At 72.9% G+C, this 17,012-nt stretch carries 16 protein-coding genes; 8 read left to right on the top strand and 8 right to left on the bottom strand.

Going from position 1 to position 17,012, the window contains the following annotated elements:
• Window positions 1–136: 136 nt before the first annotated feature.
• The 4 genes from E4622_RS09010 (at window position 137) to E4622_RS08995 (ending at window position 3,833) form a co-directional block, all read left to right on the top strand.
• The gene (locus tag E4622_RS09010; RefSeq protein ID WP_134739871.1) at window positions 137–907 is read left to right on the top strand and encodes an enoyl-CoA hydratase-related protein; all 771 of its coding nucleotides are present in this window, start codon (window positions 137–139) and stop codon (window positions 905–907) included.
• Between the two features lie 80 nt (window positions 908–987).
• Complete coding sequence (locus tag E4622_RS09005; protein WP_167736027.1) at window positions 988–2,307, top strand: MFS transporter; 1,320 nt, start codon at window positions 988–990, stop codon at window positions 2,305–2,307.
• Window positions 2,308–2,343: 36 nt separating this feature from the next.
• A complete protein-coding gene (locus tag E4622_RS09000; RefSeq protein ID WP_209021852.1) occupies window positions 2,344–3,240 on the top strand; it encodes an LLM class flavin-dependent oxidoreductase in 897 nt (298 codons plus the stop codon).
• Window positions 3,237–3,833, top strand: coding sequence for a rhomboid family intramembrane serine protease (locus E4622_RS08995; protein ID WP_134739869.1), 597 nt, complete (start codon window positions 3,237–3,239; stop codon window positions 3,831–3,833). Before E4622_RS09000 ends, E4622_RS08995 begins: the two co-directional genes overlap by 4 nt.
• On the opposite strand, the gene E4622_RS08990 is transcribed toward E4622_RS08995, so the two are convergent.
• Entirely contained in the window at window positions 3,830–4,327 is a 498-nt protein-coding gene (locus E4622_RS08990; protein WP_167736026.1) for a thioesterase family protein, read from the bottom strand. The two genes, E4622_RS08995 and E4622_RS08990, sit on opposite strands and share 4 nt — an antisense overlap.
• An 80-nt stretch (window positions 4,328–4,407) precedes the next feature.
• Window positions 4,408–5,106: a hypothetical protein gene (locus E4622_RS08985; RefSeq protein WP_134739868.1), complete on the bottom strand. Its 699-nt coding sequence runs from the start codon at window positions 5,104–5,106 to the stop codon at window positions 4,408–4,410.
• Window positions 5,107–5,296: 190 nt separating this feature from the next.
• Between E4622_RS08985 and E4622_RS08980 the strand changes: the two genes are divergently transcribed.
• Window positions 5,297–6,508: a HupE/UreJ family protein gene (locus tag E4622_RS08980; RefSeq protein ID WP_134739867.1), complete on the top strand. Its 1,212-nt coding sequence runs from the start codon at window positions 5,297–5,299 to the stop codon at window positions 6,506–6,508.
• A 154-nt stretch (window positions 6,509–6,662) separates the two neighbouring features.
• Window positions 6,663–8,798 carry a fibronectin type III domain-containing protein gene (locus tag E4622_RS08975; RefSeq protein ID WP_209021850.1) on the top strand — a complete coding sequence of 712 codons (2,136 nt, stop codon included), beginning with the start codon at window positions 6,663–6,665 and terminating at the stop codon, window positions 8,796–8,798.
• A 104-nt stretch (window positions 8,799–8,902) separates the two neighbouring features.
• Here E4622_RS08975 and E4622_RS08970 read toward each other — a convergent pair whose 3' ends face one another.
• A complete protein-coding gene (locus E4622_RS08970; protein WP_134739866.1) occupies window positions 8,903–9,466 on the bottom strand; it encodes a MarR family transcriptional regulator in 564 nt (187 codons plus the stop codon).
• On the opposite strand from E4622_RS08970, the gene E4622_RS08965 reads away from it, so the two are divergent.
• Window positions 9,465–10,433, top strand: coding sequence for a DMT family transporter (locus E4622_RS08965; protein WP_167736025.1), 969 nt, complete (start codon window positions 9,465–9,467; stop codon window positions 10,431–10,433). The genes E4622_RS08970 and E4622_RS08965 overlap by 2 nt on opposite strands.
• On the opposite strand, the gene E4622_RS08960 is transcribed toward E4622_RS08965, so the two are convergent.
• The gene (locus tag E4622_RS08960; RefSeq protein ID WP_134739864.1) at window positions 10,382–11,386 is read right to left on the bottom strand and encodes a TIGR03617 family F420-dependent LLM class oxidoreductase; all 1,005 of its coding nucleotides are present in this window, start codon (window positions 11,384–11,386) and stop codon (window positions 10,382–10,384) included. The two genes, E4622_RS08965 and E4622_RS08960, sit on opposite strands and share 52 nt — an antisense overlap.
• Window positions 11,387–11,574: 188 nt before the next feature.
• Here E4622_RS08960 and E4622_RS22720 point away from each other — a divergent pair, with 188 nt between their 5' ends.
• Window positions 11,575–12,525, top strand: coding sequence for a hypothetical protein (locus tag E4622_RS22720; protein WP_167736024.1), 951 nt, complete (start codon window positions 11,575–11,577; stop codon window positions 12,523–12,525).
• Between the two features lie 127 nt (window positions 12,526–12,652).
• Here the strand turns inward: E4622_RS22720 and E4622_RS08950 are convergent, their stop codons facing one another.
• Genes E4622_RS08950 through E4622_RS08935 form a run of 4 tightly spaced genes read right to left on the bottom strand, consistent with a single transcriptional unit; the run spans window position 12,653 to window position 17,003 of the window.
• Complete coding sequence (locus E4622_RS08950) at window positions 12,653–13,690, bottom strand: LacI family DNA-binding transcriptional regulator (protein ID WP_245155962.1); 1,038 nt, start codon at window positions 13,688–13,690, stop codon at window positions 12,653–12,655.
• 18 nt (window positions 13,691–13,708) lie between these two features.
• Window positions 13,709–15,175, bottom strand: a complete 1,467-nt coding sequence (locus E4622_RS08945) for a GH1 family beta-glucosidase (RefSeq protein ID WP_134739863.1) — start codon at window positions 15,173–15,175, stop codon at window positions 13,709–13,711.
• Window positions 15,172–15,990, bottom strand: a complete 819-nt coding sequence (locus E4622_RS08940) for a carbohydrate ABC transporter permease (RefSeq protein WP_245155961.1) — start codon at window positions 15,988–15,990, stop codon at window positions 15,172–15,174. Before E4622_RS08940 ends, E4622_RS08945 begins: the two co-directional genes overlap by 4 nt.
• The gene (locus E4622_RS08935; protein ID WP_134739861.1) at window positions 15,987–17,003 is read right to left on the bottom strand and encodes a sugar ABC transporter permease; all 1,017 of its coding nucleotides are present in this window, start codon (window positions 17,001–17,003) and stop codon (window positions 15,987–15,989) included. The genes E4622_RS08940 and E4622_RS08935 overlap by 4 nt, the downstream gene beginning before the upstream one ends.
• Between the last annotated feature and the right edge of the window lie 9 nt (window positions 17,004–17,012).

The following is a 17,012-nucleotide window of genomic DNA, read 5'->3' as shown; positions in this document are numbered from 1 at the left end:
CAGCGCCCTCGGTGGTTGAGGTGCGAGCGCAGCGAGCCTCGAAACCACCTGCGCGTGTGCGGTGGTTTCGAGGCTCCTCGCTGGCGCTCGTCGCACCTCAACCACCGGGGTGGTGCGCTGGCCTAGGCTCCGGGACGTGAGTGACGAGCTGCAGGTGCGGCGTACCGACGGGGTCGTGGAGGTGACGTTCGCCCGCCCGCAGCGGCACAACGCGTTCACCCGGGAGATGTACGCCGGGATGCGCGAGCTGTGCGCCGAGCTGCGGGACGACAGCTCCGTGCGGGTGCTGGTGCTGCGGGGGGCCGGTGGGCGGGCGTTCGCGGCCGGCAACGAGATCTCCGACTTCCTCGAGGCCGACGCGGTCGCCTACGAGGACTGGATCCGGGAGCTGCTCGAGTCGCTGCACGCGCTGCCGCAGGTGACCGTGGCGGCGGTGTCAGGGGTGTGCGTGGGCGGCGGGCTGGCCGTGGCGACCCACTGCGACCTGCGCCTCGCGACCGCCGGGAGCCGCTTCGGCTACCCGATCGCCCGCACCCTCGGCAACGCGCTGGCCGGCTCGATCGTCTACCGCTGCGCCGCGGTCTTCGGGGAGTCGTTGACCCGCGAGATGCTGCTCGCGGCGCGGCTGGTCGACGCCGACCGCGCCTACGCCGTCGGCGCGGTGATGTCGGTCGTCGCCGACGTCGAGGCGCTGGACGCCGAGCTCGAGACGCTGGTCGAGGGGCTCCTGGCCCTCTCGCCGGTCACCGTGCGCGCCACCAAGCACCAGCTGCTCGACCGCTCCCGGCGGCTCGAGGCGAGCCCGGAGGGCGACGCCGACGTGCTGCGCGAGGTCTACACCGGTCCGGACTTCGCCGAGGGCGTCCGGGCGTTCCTCGCGAAGGAGCGGCCGGCGTTCGGGCGGTAGGTGGTTTCGAGGCTCGCTTCGCTCGCACCTCAACCACCGGCGTGGGAATGGGGGGTGGCGGGGTGGTGTTGTGCCGTCACATGACCCCGAACGACTCACGACGCGTGTCCGTGCTGCTCGGGATCCTGTTCGGGCTGGCCGGCATGGGTTCCTCCTCCGCGGCGATCGCGCTGCCGCTGCTGGGCGAGGACCTGGGCGTCGGCGTCGGTGACGCCACCTGGACGATCACCCTCTACGTGCTGATGCTGGCGGTGACGACCGCCGTCTACGGCCGCGTCTCCGACCTGGTCGGCGTGCGGATCCCGCTGCTGGTCGGCATCGGGCTGATGACCGCTGGGGCGCTCGTGGCGGCGTTCGCGCCGTCGTTCGAGGTGCTGCTCGTGGGCCGGGTCTTCCAGGGCGCCGGCGCCGCCGCCGTCCCGACGCTTGGCGTGGCCGTCCTGAGCAAGCGGTACGACGGTGAGGTGCGCGGCGTCGCGCTGGGCCGCCTGGCCGGCATGGCCGCCGCGATCAGCTGCCTGGGCCCGCTGGCCGGCGGCCTGCTGGAGCACGCGTTCGGGTGGCGGCTGGTGATGGCGCTGCCGATCCTGGGCGTGGCCGTCATCCCCTTCCTGTGGCGCGCGCTCAGCCCGGAAGGCTCCGGCGCGAGCCTCGACGTCCTCGGGGCCGTGCTGGTCGCGGCGACTGCGGCCGGGCTGGTGCTGCTCGTGCAGTCGCCGGCCGCCGGCCTCCTCATCGCCCTGGTGGGCGGTGTCTTGCTCGTGCTCGGCGTCCCGGCCGTGACGTGGCGGGTGCGCCAGCGGCCGTTCGGCTTCCTGCCGCTCTCGGTGGTGCGCGACGCCACCGTCGTCCGCAGCTCGCTGGCCGCTGCGGCGATCCCGGCCGCGTGGTTCGCGCACCTGGTCGCCGTACCGGCCGTGCTCGTTCACGAGGGCTGGGAGGCGTGGCAGGTCGGCCTGCTGCTCGTGCCGAGCGCGCTGCTCGCCATGGTGATGCCGCGCACGGCCGGCACCCTGCTGGCGCGGATCGGTCCCGCCGCCGCGCTGGGGCTGGCCGGCATCGTCTCGACCGTCGCTCTCCTCCTCGCCGCGCTCGGCACCTGGCTGGTCTCACCGGTCGTCCTGGTCGTGGCGGTCGCCCTCGTGACCGTGGCCTTCGGGCTGGGCCAGCCCGCCCTGATGGCGGCCGTGGGGGAGTCGGTGGCCCTTGATGTCCGCGGCGTCGCGCTCGGGGTCGCCACCCTGCTGTTCCTCGTGGGCGGCTCGGTCGGCTCCGCCGTGGTCGGTGGCCTCGGCGAGGTCGCCGGGATCCCCGCGTCGATGGCGATGCTCGCGGCCCTGCCGCTGCTCGGGCTCGTGGCCCTGGTGCCCGAGCTCCGGCGCGTGCCCGAGCCCGTCTGAGCCCACCGCTCACCGACTCTCTGCCACAGTGTCGCCATGCACGTGGGGATGACGCTGCCGGTGATGGAGCCCGACCTGTGGGAGCAGGGCGCCCGGACGCTGGAGGAATGGGCGCGGGCGATCGACGAGGGGCCGTTCGCCTCGCTGTGCTTCGGCGAGCGCATGGCCTTCGACAACCCCGAGACGCTCACCCTGCTCGGCGCCGTCGCGGCCTGGACCTCACGGGTGCGGGTGGTCACCACGGTGATCGTCCCCCAGCTCCACGACCCGGTCTGGCTCGCCAAGGCCCTCGCTACCGGCGACCGTCTCTGCGAGGGCCGGCTGACCGTCGGCCTCGGCGTCGGTGGTCGCGAGGAGGACTACCGCGCCGCGGGCGCCGACCCCGCCACCCAGACCATGCGCGGCATGGCCGAGCGGGTCGCGGTGATGAGACGCGTGTGGTCCGGGGAGGACGTCACCGGTGCCACCCGCCCGGTCGGTCCGCCGCCGGCGCAACCCGGCGGGCCGGAGCTGCTCGTCGGCACGATGGGGCCGCGCACGATCCGCCACTCCGCGGCCTGGGCCGACGGCCTCGCCGGGGTGACGCTCGACCTCGACACCGCCGCGGTCGCGGGCCTCTTCGACCGGGCGCGGGCCGCGTGGTCGGAGGCCGGACGCCCCGCCCCGCGGCTCACCACGTCGTTCTGGTTCGCCCTGGACGACGACGACGGGTCGGCCCGCGCGCAGGTGCACCGCCACCTGCGCCACTACATGAACTGGCTGCCCGTCTCCCTGGTCGACGCCATGGCACCCACCACGGGCTTCGCCGGCACGCTCGAGGAGCTCCGCGAGACCCTGCGGCGCTTCGAGGACACCGGCGCCGACGAGGTGCACCTGATCCCCACCGGCTCCGACGTCACCCAGGTCGAGCGCGTCGCGGAGCTGCTCCGGTGAGCACCTCCCGCCTCGACAGCCCTGCGGCCCGCTCCGCCTGGTCGCAGGCGGCGCTGGGCGCGGGCGCCTTCGTGGTGCTGCTGTGGGCCCTCGAGATCGTCGACGCGGCGGTGGGCCACCGCCTCGACCAGTACGGCGTGCAGCCGCGCGAGGGCGAGGGCCTGCTCGGCATCGTGTTCGCCCCCGTGCTGCACGCCGGGTGGGGCCACCTGGCCGCAAACACCGTCCCCGCGCTGGTGCTGCTGTTCCTGGTGCTCGTGTCCGGCTTCGCCCGCGGGCTGGCGGTCACCGGCGTGATCTGGGTCGTGGGCGGCGTCGGCGTGTGGCTGGTCGCGCCTGACGGCACCACCCACCTGGGCGCCTCGGTGCTGATCTTCGGCTGGCTGGTCTACCTGCTGGTCCGCGGCTTCTTCACCGGTCGGCTGCGCGAGATCGCGCTGGGCGTCGTGCTGTTCGTGCTCTACGGCGGCGTGCTGCTCGGGGTGATGCCGGGGCAGGAGGGCATCTCCTGGCAGGGTCACCTGTTCGGGGCAGCCGGTGGCGCGCTGGCGGCGTACGCGCTGAGCGAGCGGCGCGGTCGAGGTGCGCTCTAGCGCAGCCGCATCGAGCCGGAGAGCGCCGGCACCCAGGGCAGCTGCTTCTCCTCGGCGAGGCGCTCGTCGATGCGGTCGGCGACGTCCTCGGGCCAGTCGGAGGTCTTGCGGGTCTCCATGTCCATGTGGAGCAGCACCTCCTCCATCACGTAGCTGACGCGTGAGTGCGAGTCGTCGAGCAGGTAGACCACGACGTGCGCGGCGCGGCGCGACCGGCCGACCAGCCGCACGCGCACCGAGATCCGGTCGCCGGTGCGCAGCTCGGAGAAGTAGGTCAGGTGGTGCTCCGCGGAGAACACGGCCTGGCCGGCGGCCAGCGGCCAGTTCTGCGGGATGCCGACCTCCACCAGGGACTCGTCGAGCCCCTCGCTGGCGATCCCGAGGTAGTGGCGCACGTTGAGGTGGCCGTTGAAGTCCTCGAACGCGGCCGGGATGGCCTGCTCGGAGTACGCCGGGAGTGCGGCGACCTGGTCGTAGGCGGGCTGAGCAGTCACGGGCCGACCGTACCCGCCGCTGGCCCGCACGGGGTCGGGTGGGTGCTGCAGGGATCCCCGGTCGACCGGGTATCCCCGCGCTAGTCGAGCCAGACGACGGTGCCGGAGTGGCCGGTCAGTACGGCGGTCACGCCGGCGCGGACGGCGCGCGCGGCGCGCTCCGGGGTGAACGTCGCGGGGTCGTGGGTCGAGGGCCGGCCCAGGCCCTCCCCGCGGTAGGACGCGCCGGTCCAGTCCGCCGCGGTGACGTTGAGCGTGGGCTCGGCCAGCTCGGCGCCCACGACCAGGAACTGGCGGTCCAGGTTGCTGGCCGTGACCAGGGCGAGCGGGTCGACGAGTCCCTCGCCGGTCGTCACGACGAGGTCGGCCGCCTCGTCGGCGGACTCCTGGATGCGGGCGACGTAGTCGTGGGGCTCGTCGGCCTCGATGACGGTCAGGTCGGCGCGCACCTCCTCGGCCCAGGCCCGCACTGCCCCGGACAGCGCGCGCGTCCCGGCGTCCTCCTCGGTCGTGAGGAGGACGACGCGGTAGCCCGGCTCCGGCGCGACCCCGTCCCAGGAGCCGGGGCTCGGGGTGAAGGTCCCGGCCGGGGGCGGTGGCGTCGCGGGGGCGAAGCCCGGCCCGGCGGTCGTCGCCGCCGAGGTCGGGGCGCCGGTGGGGGACGACGCTGCGGGCGCGGCCGCGCCCCGGTCGGGGTCGGCGCCGCAGCCGGTCAGCAGCACCGCCAGCAGGGGGGCGGCGAGGGCGACGGCGACGGTCGTCGTGGGGCGCGGAAGCACGGTTCTCCTGGGATCGGCGGGGCACCGCGTCGGAGCGGGGCCGTCGCCAGTGTGCAGGAGCGCCATGCCCCCACACACGCGCAGAGGCCCGACGTACCGCCTGTTCGCCAGTCGTTCGCCGAGTGCGCCCCGATCGTTGGCATGACCCCGCCAGGGTGACGCGCGCTCACCCCCTCTCAAGGAGTCCTTGGTGCCCCCTGCCCTCCGCCGGTCCGCCGCCGGCGCCCTGCTCGTGCTCGTGCTCGCGACGCTCACCGTCCTGCTGCCGTGGGGGAGCGCGCAGGCGCACGGCTTCTCCTCGACGGTCTTCGCCGACGTGACGTCGCCCGAGACCGGGGTGGTCCGCGTCGACCTGGGTCTGGAGTACGACCTCCTGGTGGTCTCCGCCGCCGAGGACCAGGAGGACGACCTGCTCTTCCAGGAGGGCACCGCGGCGTGGGAGGACGGCGACCTGCCGGCCCAGGCGACGGTGCTGCGCGAGCACTCCGACGCGGTGGTCGCCTACGTCACCGACCGGTTCGCGGTCACGGCCGACGGGGCGGCCTGCACGCCGTCGGTGCACGGCGACTACGAGATCGAGCTGCGCGACGTGCCCTACGCCCACCTCGTCCTCGACTACGACTGCCCGGCCGCCGACGCGCACGAGGTCACCAGCGAGCTGTTCCCGGACGACGAGGGCTACGTCAAGGACACCAAGACCGTCGTCACCTACGACCTCGACCTGCGCGAGGGCAGCGCCGCCCTGGACACCGAGAACCCGTCGTTCTCCACGCACCAGTCCAGCGCCGAGCGGTTCTGGGAGTTCTTCCGGCTCGGGGCCGAGCACCTCTACGGCGGCCTCGACCACGTGCTGTTCCTGGTCGCGCTGATCGCCGGCTCCCGGCGGCTGCGCGAGGTGGTCCTGGCCGCGACGAGCTTCACCCTGGCCCACTCCGTGACCTTCGTCCTCGCCGCGCTCGGGCTCGTCGACGTCCCGGCCGACCTCGTCGAGCCGGTGATCGCGCTGTCGATCGCCGTGGTCGCGGCCTGGCACCTGGTAGCGCTCTGGCGCCGCCGCGGCGCCGCGCTGGACATCGAGTCCTCCTCCGGGGGCCACTTCAGCCTGGACCGCGCGGGGTGGGGCCGGCTGGGCGTCGTGTTCTGCTTCGGCCTCGTCCACGGCCTCGGCTTCGCCGGCGCGCTGGGCATCGACGCGGCGTGGTCGTGGACGCTGCTGTGGTCCCTGCTGGTGTTCAACGTCGGCATCGAGACCGTGCAGCTCGTCCTGATCGCGGTGGCCTTCCCCCTGCTGGTGCTGCTGCGCCGGCGCTCTCCGGTCGCAGCCCTGTGGGTGACGGGTCTGGTCTCGGCGGGGGTCGCCGTGATGGGCCTGGTCTGGTTCGTCCAGCGCGTCCTGGGCTAGCGGCGTACGGCGGTCGGAGCGCGGCGTCTTCCGCGCCCGGCCGGGCCGGAGACGCCCTCCGTTCACGAACGAGACACCCCACGACGACAGGTTGGCCGGGCTGCGGCCCTGACCGCAGGTTCCACGCCTCCCTCGTCGAGAAAGAAGCACTTCGATGAAGCTCCTCCACCCGTCGGCCGCCCCTCGCGGCCGTCGCCGGGCCGCAGCCGCAGTCGCGGCCGTGACCCTGAGCGCCGCCGTCTACGGCGGCCTCAACCTGCCGTCCGCGCAGGCCGACTCCCCGGCCGCCGACATCACCGACATCGTCCTCACCGTGGGCGCCGACCAGACCGAGCGCGTCGTCTCGTGGTCGGGCAGCACCGACGGCGCCCAGGGCGTGCAGCTGGCTCCGACCAGCGCGCTCGGCACCGGCGGCACCTTCCCCACCTCGGCGGTGACCATCCCCGGCGACGTCGACCTCAACACCAGCGGTGCCGCGGCCGGCTACGCCAGCCCCACCGTCGAGCTCGCCCACGGCTACACGGTGCTCGACGACCTCGCGCCGAGCACCCAGTACAGCTACCGGGTCGGCAGCGAAGGCCACTGGTCGGCGACGTACACCTTCAAGACGGGTGCCGCGAAGGGCGACTTCGACTTCCTCTTCTTCGGTGACCCGCAGATCGGCTCCTCCGGCGACACCGCCCTCGACGGCGCGGGCTGGGAGCACACGATGGACGTGGCCTCCGACCTCGACCCCGAGGCCGAGCTGTACGTCTCCGGCGGCGACCAGGTCAACACCGCCGACCGCGAGACCGAGTGGGACGCCTTCCTCGGCCCCGACCAGCTGCGCTCCACCCCGTGGGCCGCGACCATCGGCAACCACGACGTCGGCAAGAAGAACTACGAGCAGCACTTCCACGTGCCGAACGCCGACAACTCCAGCGAGTACTACTCCAACGGCGACCCGGCGTCCAACACCTCGGGCGGCAACTACTGGTACATGTACAAGGACGTGCTGTTCGTCGACATCAACTCGAACAGCTACTCGGTGAGCAGCGGCGCGACCGGGACCGGCAACGCCGCGCACATCAACTACGTCACCGACGTCATCGAGGAGCACGGTGCCGAGGCCAAGTGGACCGTCCTCGTCTACCACCACTCGATCTACTCGCCGGCCTCGCACGCCGACGACGGTGACAACGCCAAGCGCCGCATCGACTTCCCGAAGGCGTTCTCCCGCCTCGGCGTCGACGTGGTCCTGCAGGGCCACGATCACTCCTACTCGCGCAGCTACCTCCTCAAGCGCGGCAAGAAGGCGAACGACGGCGAGCAGCCGGGCGCGCCCGACGTGACCGCCGGCCCGGGCGGCGTCCTCTACGTCACCGCCAACTCCGCCTCCGGCTCGAAGTACTACGACCTGAGCGAGCCCGACATCACCAAGAACCGCGGCGACTACGGCCCCGACCCGCTCGGTGGTCCCGACGCCGACGGTCACGTGCGCCACTTCGCCAACTCGGTGGAGAACCAGGAGCACGTCCCGACCTACGTCCGGGTCGCCGTCACCGACAAGAAGCTGACGATCGCCAACATCCGCAGCGGTGAGTGCGACGGCAGCACGCCCAACCCGGCCGTGCAGCGCAACACCGTCGACGGCGAGTGGTGCGGCACGGCGTCCAACGCCCTGTCGCTGGTCGACGGCTCCTGGAAGGCCGCCAAGAACCCCCGCGGCAGCATCGGCTCGGTCGTCGACCAGGTCAACGTGCACCGCGTGGTCTCCGCCCCGGCGGCCGCCGCCATCAGCGGCACCCCGAAGGTCGGCAACACGCTGACCGCCACGGTGACCGGCGAGTGGACGCCCGGCACGACGCCGACGTACCACTGGAAGGCCGACGGGGTCGCCTTCGGCGGCACCGGCGCCTCGGTCGTCCTGGGCGCCGCCCAGCTCGGCAAGGCCATCACCGTCGAGATCGTGGGCAGCCACGAGCTCTACGAGGACGCCTCCGTGACGGCTCCCGCGACCTCGCCGGTCGTGGCCGGGACGCTGCGCTCCTCGAGCCCGCGCGTGTCCGGATCGCCCAAGGTCGGCAAGCGCCTCACGGCCCTGCCCGGCGCCTGGACGCCCGGTACGTCGTTCGGCTACCGGTGGCTCGCCAACGGCAAGGTCATCGCCGGCGCGACCGGTCGCAGCCTGACCGTCACGGGCAAGCTGAAGGGCAAGCGGATCTCGGTGCAGGTCACCGGCCGCCAGGCCGGCTACACCACCGTCACCAAGGTGAGCACCGCGACCGCGAAGGTCAAGGCGCGCCGCTGACCGCATGACCGCATGACCGCATGACAACAACGGGCCTGGCGGCTCCCCCCTCCGCCGGGCCCGTTGTGCGTCTCAGGGGAGGGACTGTCCCGGCGGGGCGGGCGTCAGGGGTCCAGGTGGCGCAGGTAGCTGCGCTCCACGGGGCAGCGGGACTGGGGGCAGGCGCGCAGGTCGCAGAGGCGGCAGATGGTGGTGGCCCGGTCCGCGGAGTCCGGGAGCTGGTCGAGCACCCGGTCCAGCAGGCCCTCGAGGAGACGCCGCTCCGTGGGGCTCAGCACTGACAGGGCGTCGGCGAGGACGGCTCCTCGCTGGGCGAGCAGGCCGTCCGCGGTCGCCATGCCGGCCGGAGTGAGCCGCAGGGCGACCGCGCGCCGGTCGTGAGCGGAGGCGCCGCGCCGTACCTGCCCCTGAGCCTCCAGCTGCGTCACCATCCGCACGGTCGCGGAGTGCGTGAGGCCCATGCGGCGCCGGAGCCCCTCCACCGTGAGCCCGGGATGGTCGGCGAGCTGGACGAGCGCGGCCCGCGCACTGTCGGACCAGTCGCCTGCCTCGCGGAAGCGGTCCACCAGGCCGGTGGCGACGGCGCCCAGGAGGTTGGCCGCTCGCGAACTATGTGCAATGCTCATACATATATTGTCCCACACGAACCGCTCGGGGGGAGACAGCATGGGCCGCGGAGTGCTCGCCGGTACGGCTGCCGGCCTCCTGTGGGGTCTGGCCTTCGTCCTGCCGGACCTGGCGCCCGGGTGGTCGGCGGTCTCGGTGACCGTGGGCCGCTACCTCGTCTACGGGCTGCTCTCCCTGGCCGTCGTCGCGGTGACCGTACGGCGTGGGCCTGCGTCCACCGCCCTGCTGCGCCGCCACTGGCGACCGGCACTGGCCTATGCCGTGACCGGCAACGTCGGCTACTACCTGCTGCTGGTCATCGCGATCCAGGGCGCGGGCGCGCCCGTGGCGGCCACCGTCGTCGGCAGCATCCCCGTGGTCATGGCGATCGCCGCGAACCTGCGCGAGGGAACCTACGCGTGGCGGCATCTCGCCGGCCCGATGCTCCTCGTGGCAGTCGGTCTGGGGTTCGTGAACGTCCCCCAGCTGGCCGCCGCCGACGGCTCCTCGACGGGTGCCACCATGATCGGGTTGGGCGCGGCGGTCCTGGCCGTGGCGACCTGGACCAGCTACGGGCTCGCCAACGCGGTGTTCCTCCGACGCAACCCCGAGGTGGGCGGCTCGGAGTGGTCGAGCGCCATCGGAGCCCTCACCGGCCCGCTCGCCCTCCTCCTGGTGCCGGTCGCCCTGCTGGTGGGACCGACGACCGGGTCCCGCGACGCGACCGTCACGGGCGCGGGGGCGCTGCTCGCCGTGTCCCTGGTGCTCGGGCTCGCGGTGTCCTGGCTCGGCACGGCGCTGTGGAACGCCGCCTCGGCGGCGCTCAGCACGACGCTCGCCGGCCTGCTCATCACCGTCGAGACCGTGGCCGGCTACACCTACTCCTACATCCACGACGCCCGTCTGCCGCCGCCCGTCGAGCTGGTGGGGTTCGCCCTGGTGGTCGCCGGCGTCGTCGTCACGACCGCCCTCCCGCGTCAGCGGAGTGCGGAGGCGAGCGCGGAGACCTGGTCCAGCGGGGGCTCGTAGCCGGGGAAGTAGGCGCAGACGCGCTCGGCCTGGTCGCCGAAGCGGCGGGTGAGCTCGGCGGCGCACTCCTCGGGCGTGCCCCGGACCGCGAGGGTCTCGAGCATCGTGTCGCCGACCAGCGCCATCATCGCCGCGACGTCGCCGACCTTGGACAGGGCGTTGAGCTCGGGCTGCACCTCGCCCCAGCCCTCGACCTCGAGGACCGGGCGGTAGGCCGGCGTCGAGCCGTAGAAGGCCAGCAGCCCACGCACGCCGACCGCCGCGGCCTCCTGCTCCTCCGGCGTACGGCCCATGGCGCAGATCGCCTGGGGGAACACCGAGAACGACGAGCGGTCTCGTCCGGAGCGGGCGAGCCCCTCCTCGACCGCGGGCAGCGTGCGCTCCCGGAAGTGGCGGTGGCTGTGGAACGGCATCACCAGCAGCCCGTCGGCCACCTCGGCCGCCGTGCGCGTCATCACCGGGCCGAGGGCGCCCAGCAGGACCGGCGGGATCCCGTAGGGGTGCGGTCCGGGGACGAACGTCGGGGGCATCAGCGTGTGCTGGGTGTGCTCCCCGCGGAAGTCGAGCCGGGTGCCGTCCTGCCAGGAGCCGAGGATCGCCTTGACCGCCAGCACGATCTCGCGCATCCGCGCGGCCGGCGGGCTCCACGTGGCGCCGTAGCGCTTCTCGATGTGCGGCTTGATCTGCGAGCCCAGCCCCAGCCGGAACCGTCCCCGCGAGAGCAGCTGCAGGTCGTAGGCGGCATGGGCCAGGTGCATGGGGCTGCGAGGCATCGCGATGGCGACGTTGGTCATCAGGTCCGTCTCGACCACCCCGGCCGCGCTCACGAGCGGGAAGAAGACGTCGTGCGGCCCCTCGAACGTGAACAGCCCCGCGACCCCGGCCCCCACCAGCTCCTGCGCGCGCGCCGCGGCGGTGTCGGGACGGCCGTCGAGCTGCAGGTCGAGGAGCATGGGACGAACCTACCGCCGTCGACTAGAACACGTTGCAGTTTCTCGCGGCCACTCCCGGTACGAAACTCACGCTCCCGGCACGAAGTTTCGTACCGGAAGCGTGAGTTTCACCGGGTACCCGGTGAAACTCCGTCGGGAGCAGGCGCTGTCGCGGCGGGGGAGCGCCGAGGTCTGGAACACTCGGCGAGGTGACCACCGACCTCGCCCAGGCCACCGAGGAGCTCGCCGCCGCCACGACCGCGGTCGCCGAGCACGCCCGTCTGAGCGCCCGCGAGGAGCGCTGCCGCGAGGACGTCGCGGCGGCGGCCCGGGCGGCCGAGGCGGCGCGGGTTTCCGCGCAGACCGAGGCGGCCGACGTCCGCGCGCTCGAGAGCTACAGCCCCACCCGCATCTGGGCGACCCTGCGCGGCGCCCGCGACACCGAGCTCGCCACCGAGCAGGCCGAGCAGCAGCAGGCGGAGTACGCCGCCGCGCAGGCCCACGCGCGCCTGGCCCAGGCCGAGGCGGAGCTGGTGACCGTCCGCGCGGCGCGCCAGGCCCTCGGAGACGTCCGCACCCGCCGCGATCAGGCGGTCGCGGCGAAGGAGCGGGTGCTGCGCGACGCGGACACCGAGGCCGGCACCGAGCTGGCCGGGCTCGCCGACCGACTGGGGTTCGTGCGCTCCCAGCTGACCGAGCTGCGGGAGGCATCCGCGGCCGCCGAGCGAGCAGCCTCCCGGCTGGCCGCAGCCGCGGACCTGCTCTCGCGCGCCGGCGACTGGGCGACGTACGACACCTTCTTCGGCGGCGGCATGCTCACCGACGCGATGAAGTACGACCGCATGGACCAGGCGCAGCAGCGGCTGCGCGACGCCGACACGGCGCTGCGGCACCTCTCCGCCGAGCTCGTCGACGTCGGCGTCGGCCAGGTCGACGGCGTCGAGGTCGACGGGATGACCCGCACCTTCGACGTCTGGTTCGACAACATCTTCAGCGACTGGGCCGTGAAGGACCGGATCGCCGATGCCCGCCGCCGTACGACGTCCGCGCAGGAGCGGGTCGCCAAGGTCCGCCGCGACCTCGACCGCAGGATCGGCGCGGCCGAGACCGATGAGCAGGCGCTCGCCGCACGGCGCGAGGAGCTCGTCGCCGGGGGCTAGCCGGGCGGCGCGACCGCCGACAGTTTCCCCAAGGTATGCACCTGAAGCGGCACTTCCCTCGGGTTGCACACCGTGGGAAGTGCAGCTTCCCCTGCATACCTTGGGGAAACTGCCCGCCGCGCGCGCCTCAGGCGCTGTCGCGCCGGACCAGCGTGGGCGGGTAGATGACCCGCATGGCGCGGACGCTGCTGTCGCCGTCGATCTGCTGCAGGAGCAGCCGGGTGGCCTGCTCGGCCATCTCGGAGATCGGGTTGCGGATGGTGGTGAGCTGGGGGACCGTGCGCTCCGCGACGCCCAGGTCGTCGTAGCCGACGAGCGCGACGTCGCCGGGCACCGAGCGTCCCGAGGCCGTCAGCACCCGCAGGGCGCCGGCGGCCATCAGGTCGGACGCCGCGACGATGCCGTCGACGTCGGGGTGGCGCTCCAGCAGCGTGGTGGCGGCGATCTCGCCGCCGCGCTCGGTGAAGTCGCCGTGCACGACGGCGTCGGTCGCGAGGCCGGCCTCGCGCATCGCCGAGCGCCAGCCCTCGAGCCGGTCGACGCCCGCGCTCATGTCGTCCGGTCCGGCGATCGTGGCGATGCGCCGGCAGCCGCGCTCGATCAGGGCGCTCGCGCCCTGCCTCCCACCGGCGAGGTTGTCGGTGTCGACGTAGGCGACCTTGTCGGCGCTCGTCCACGGCCGCCCCACGAACGCGCACGGCAGGTCGAGTGCGGCGAGGTGGTCGGCGAGGCTGTCGCTGCGGTGGTGGGAGACCACCAGCGCGCCGTCGATGTGGCGGTTGCGCAGGTAGCGCAGCATCCGCGCCTCCTCCTCACCCGGCCGCGTCAGCAGCAGCACCAGCTGGAGGTCGCGCTCGGCGAGCACCCGGGTGACGCCGCGCAGGGTCCGCGCGAAGAACGGGTCCGAGAAGACCCGCTCGTCGGGCTCGGGCACGACCAGCCCCACGGAGTCGGTACGCCGCGTGACGAGGCTGCGCGCCGCCGGGTTGGGCGTGTAGCCCAGCGCCCGGACGGCGTCGTCCACCGCGGTCTGCGCCTGCGAGCTGACCCGGTTGCCGCCGTTGATGGCGCGCGAGGCCGTGGCGCGCGAGACCCCGGCGAGGCGTGCGACCTCGTCCAGGGTCGGTGAACCGCCCGGCCCTGCCAGACTGCGGGTCCCCTCCACGCGCGCCACGGTATCGACTCAGCTCTCCGGTGCCTGCAGGCGTCCGGTACGTGCCACCTCGGCGTAGACCAGCGCGCTCGTCTTCGGCGTGCGGACCTGCGTGTCGTAGTCGACGTGCACGATGCCGAAGCGCTTGTCGTAGCCGTAGGCCCACTCGTAGTTGTCGAGCAGCGACCACTGGAAGAACCCACGCACGTCGACCCCGTCGGCGATGGCCGCATGCACGGCGGCGAGATGCGCGATCACGTACGCCACGCGCTCCGGGTCGTCGACGCGCCCGTCGGCGCCCACCTCGTCGGCGTAGGCGGCGCCGTTCTCGGTGACGTAGAGCTGAGGTACGTCGTAGTCGGCGTCCAGGCGCTTGAGCAGCCGGGTCAGGCCCTCCGGCTGGACCTCCCACCCCATGGCGGTCTGCGGCAGCCCGCGGCTGGGGAAGGTGACGTCCTCGCAGCCGACGAACGGCGTGCTGGTCGCCCGCTCCGCGTGGGCGCCGTCGACCCCGGTCGTGTGCTCCTGCGGGCGCCCCGAGACCGCGTCGCCCTTGTAGTAGTTGACGCCCAGCACGTCCAGCGGGGTGCTGATCAGGGCGAGGTCGCCCTCGCGGACCACCGTGCCCCAGGGGCGTGCGTCCCACGTGAGGTGGGCGGTGTCGCCCAGCAGGTCCACCGGGTAGCGGCCGGTGAGGATCGGGTCCAGGAACACCCGGTTGTGCAGGGCGTCGATGCGGCGTGCGGCGTCGCGGTCCAGGTCGTCGGTCGGGTCGTGGGCGTCGGCGACGGTGAGGTTGAGCGTGATGCCGAGCTGCGCGGTGGTGCCGCGCCGCCGCAGCTCGTCGACGACCAGGCCGTGACCGAGCATCAGGTGGTGCGCGGCGACCAGGCCGGCCACCCCCTCCTGCCGGCCCGGCGCGTGCTGGCCGCCGGTGTAGCCGAGGAACGCCGAGCACCACGGCTCGTTGAGCGTCGTCCACACGGGCACCCGGTCACCGAGGGCGTCGTAGAGGGAGAGCGCGTACTCGGCGAAGCGGTAGGCGGTGTCGCGGTTGGTCCAGCCGCCGGCGTCCTCGAGCTTCTGAGGCAGGTCCCAGTGGTAGAGCGTCATCCAGGGCTTGATGCCCTGGCCGAGGAGCTCGTCGACGAGGCGGGAGTAGAAGTCCACGCCGGCCGGGTTGACCGCGCCGCCGTCGGGGCGCACCCGCGGCCACGCCGCCGAGAAGCGGTAGCTGCCGAGGTGGAGGCGCTTCATGAGCTCCACGTCCTGCGGCATGCGGTGGTAGTGGTCGCACGCCGGGTCGCCGGTGTCTCCGCTGATGACGGCGCCGGGCACGCTCGCGAACGTGTCCCAGATGGAGGCCGTGCGGCCGTCCTCGCCGGTGGCGCCCTCGATCTGGTACGACGCGGTGGCCGCGCCCCAGAGGAAGTCGGGCGGGAACCGCAGCTCCTGGCCCGGGAGGGCCTCGGCGCGGGTGTCGAGTTGGTGGGTCATCCCTTGACTGCTCCTTGCATGATGCCGGCGACCAGCTGGCGGCCGGTGAGGACGAACAGCGCCAGCAGCGGGATCGTCGACAGGACCGCGGCGCAGAGCACCAGGCTGTAGTCGACGTAGTAGCTGCTCTGGAGCTGGGCGAGTGCGATCTGAACGGTGGGGTTGGTGGCGGGGAGCACGATCATGGGCCAGAAGAAGTCGGTCCAGACGGTCATGAACGTGAACAGCCAGAGGATCGCGGCCGCCGGTCGGGCGGCCGGCACGGCGACGTTCCAGAACGTCCCGAACATCGAGCAGCCGTCGACGCGCGCGGCCTCGATGAGCTCGTCCGGGATGGCGTCGACGAGGTACTGGCGCATGAAGAAGACGCCGAACGCCGTCACCAGCGTGGGCACCATGATCGCCCAGATGTGGCCGGTCCAGCCGAGCTTGGCCATCTGGATGAACAGCGGGATGACGCCCAGCTGCGTGGGCACCGCGAGCGTGCCGACGACGAAGACCATCAGGGCCTTGCTGCCGCGGAACTTCAGCTTGGCGAACGCGTAGCCGGCGAGCGTGCAGAAGAACACCACCGACGTGGCGCAGACCGTGGACACGATCATGCTGTTGCCCAGGGCCTTCCAGAAGTCGACGGTCTCGAAGACCCGCTGGGCGTTGCTGAAGAAGTGGCCTCCGGGCAGCAGCGGCGGCACCTCGCGGGTGACCACCTCCTTGGTGTGCGAGCCCACGATGAGCGACCAGTAGAGCGGCAGGGCCGAGGCGAGGACGAACGCCGCCAGCAGGCCGTAGACGAGGAAACCCGGACGGCGGTTCACTTGCGGCCTCCTGCCCCGAGGCGTGCGGACACCGCGAGGTTGACCAGCGCGAAGATCACGATGAAGAGGAACAGCAGCCACGCCACGGCCGAGGCCATGCCGAGGTCGCGCAGACGCCAGCCGAGCTCCCAGAGGTAGAGGGTCACGGTCTGCCACTGGCGGTCGGACCCGCCGAGACCGACGTTGTCGAAGAGGCGGGCCTCGGTGAAGATCTGCAGCCCGCCGATGGTCGAGGTGATGACCACGAAGATCATCGTCGGACGGATCATCGGGATCGTGACCGAGAGGAACTGGCGCACCTTGCCGGCCCCGTCCAGCGCCGCGGACTCGTAGAGGTCGCGGGGCACCGCCTGCATGGCGGCGAGCAGGATCAGCGCGTTGTAGCCGGTCCAGCGCCAGTTGACCATCGAGGCGATGGCGATGTGGCTGGGCAGGGTGTCGACGTGCCAGGCGATCGGGTCGATGCCGACGAGGCCGAGTGCGCCGTTGATGAGGCCGTAGCGGTCGCCGAACAGGTTGCCGAAGATCAGGGTGGCCGCGGCGGGCGCGACCACGAAGGGGATGAGCACGCTCATCCGCCAGAACGTCTTGGCCCGCAGCTGGGTGTCGAGGAGCCCCGCGACCGCGAGCGCCACGATGACCTGCGGGATGGAGGACAGCAGGAAGATGCTGACGGTGTTGCGCATCGCCCGCCAGAAGTAGCGGTCCGCGAAGATCGCGCGGTAGTTGTCGAGGCCGACGTACTCGCCCTTGCCGCCGATGAGGCCCCACTCGTGCACCGACACGTAGGCGGTGTAGGCGAGGGGGAACATGCCCACGACGAGGAACAGCAGGAAGAACGGCGACACGTAGAGATAGGGGGAGAAGCGCACGTCCCAGCGGGAGAGCCGCTGCCGCAGGGTCAGCCGGGGTGGCGTGTCCCTGGGCAGCGGCTCCACCGCCTGGGCCGGCCCGGCCGGGGAGGTCGAGGAGGAGACCTCCCCGGCGGGCGCGGTGGTGGGTTGCGAGGTCATCGACTCGGG

The sequence above is a fragment of the Nocardioides sp. 503 genome (assembly GCF_004522095.1).
GTDB lineage: Bacteria > Actinomycetota > Actinomycetes > Propionibacteriales > Nocardioidaceae > Nocardioides.
The sequence above is the reverse complement of the archived record's forward strand: the minus strand, read 5'-3'. Positions and strand labels throughout refer to the sequence as shown.

Coding starts and splice junctions, on each gene's coding strand:
- E4622_RS09005 (WP_167736027.1), top strand. CDS start 988: ATGACCCCGAACGACTCACGACGCGTGTCCGTGCTGCTCGGGATCCTG.
- E4622_RS08935 (WP_134739861.1), bottom strand. CDS start 17,003: ATGACCTCGCAACCCACCACCGCGCCCGCCGGGGAGGTCTCCTCCTCG.
- E4622_RS08945 (WP_134739863.1), bottom strand. CDS start 15,175: ATGACCCACCAACTCGACACCCGCGCCGAGGCCCTCCCGGGCCAGGAG.
- E4622_RS09000 (WP_209021852.1), top strand. CDS start 2,344: ATGCACGTGGGGATGACGCTGCCGGTGATGGAGCCCGACCTGTGGGAG.
- E4622_RS08960 (WP_134739864.1), bottom strand. CDS start 11,386: ATGCTCCTCGACCTGCAGCTCGACGGCCGTCCCGACACCGCCGCGGCG.
- E4622_RS08965 (WP_167736025.1), top strand. CDS start 9,465: ATGGGCCGCGGAGTGCTCGCCGGTACGGCTGCCGGCCTCCTGTGGGGT.
- E4622_RS08975 (WP_209021850.1), top strand. CDS start 6,663: ATGAAGCTCCTCCACCCGTCGGCCGCCCCTCGCGGCCGTCGCCGGGCC.
- E4622_RS08970 (WP_134739866.1), bottom strand. CDS start 9,466: ATGCTGTCTCCCCCCGAGCGGTTCGTGTGGGACAATATATGTATGAGC.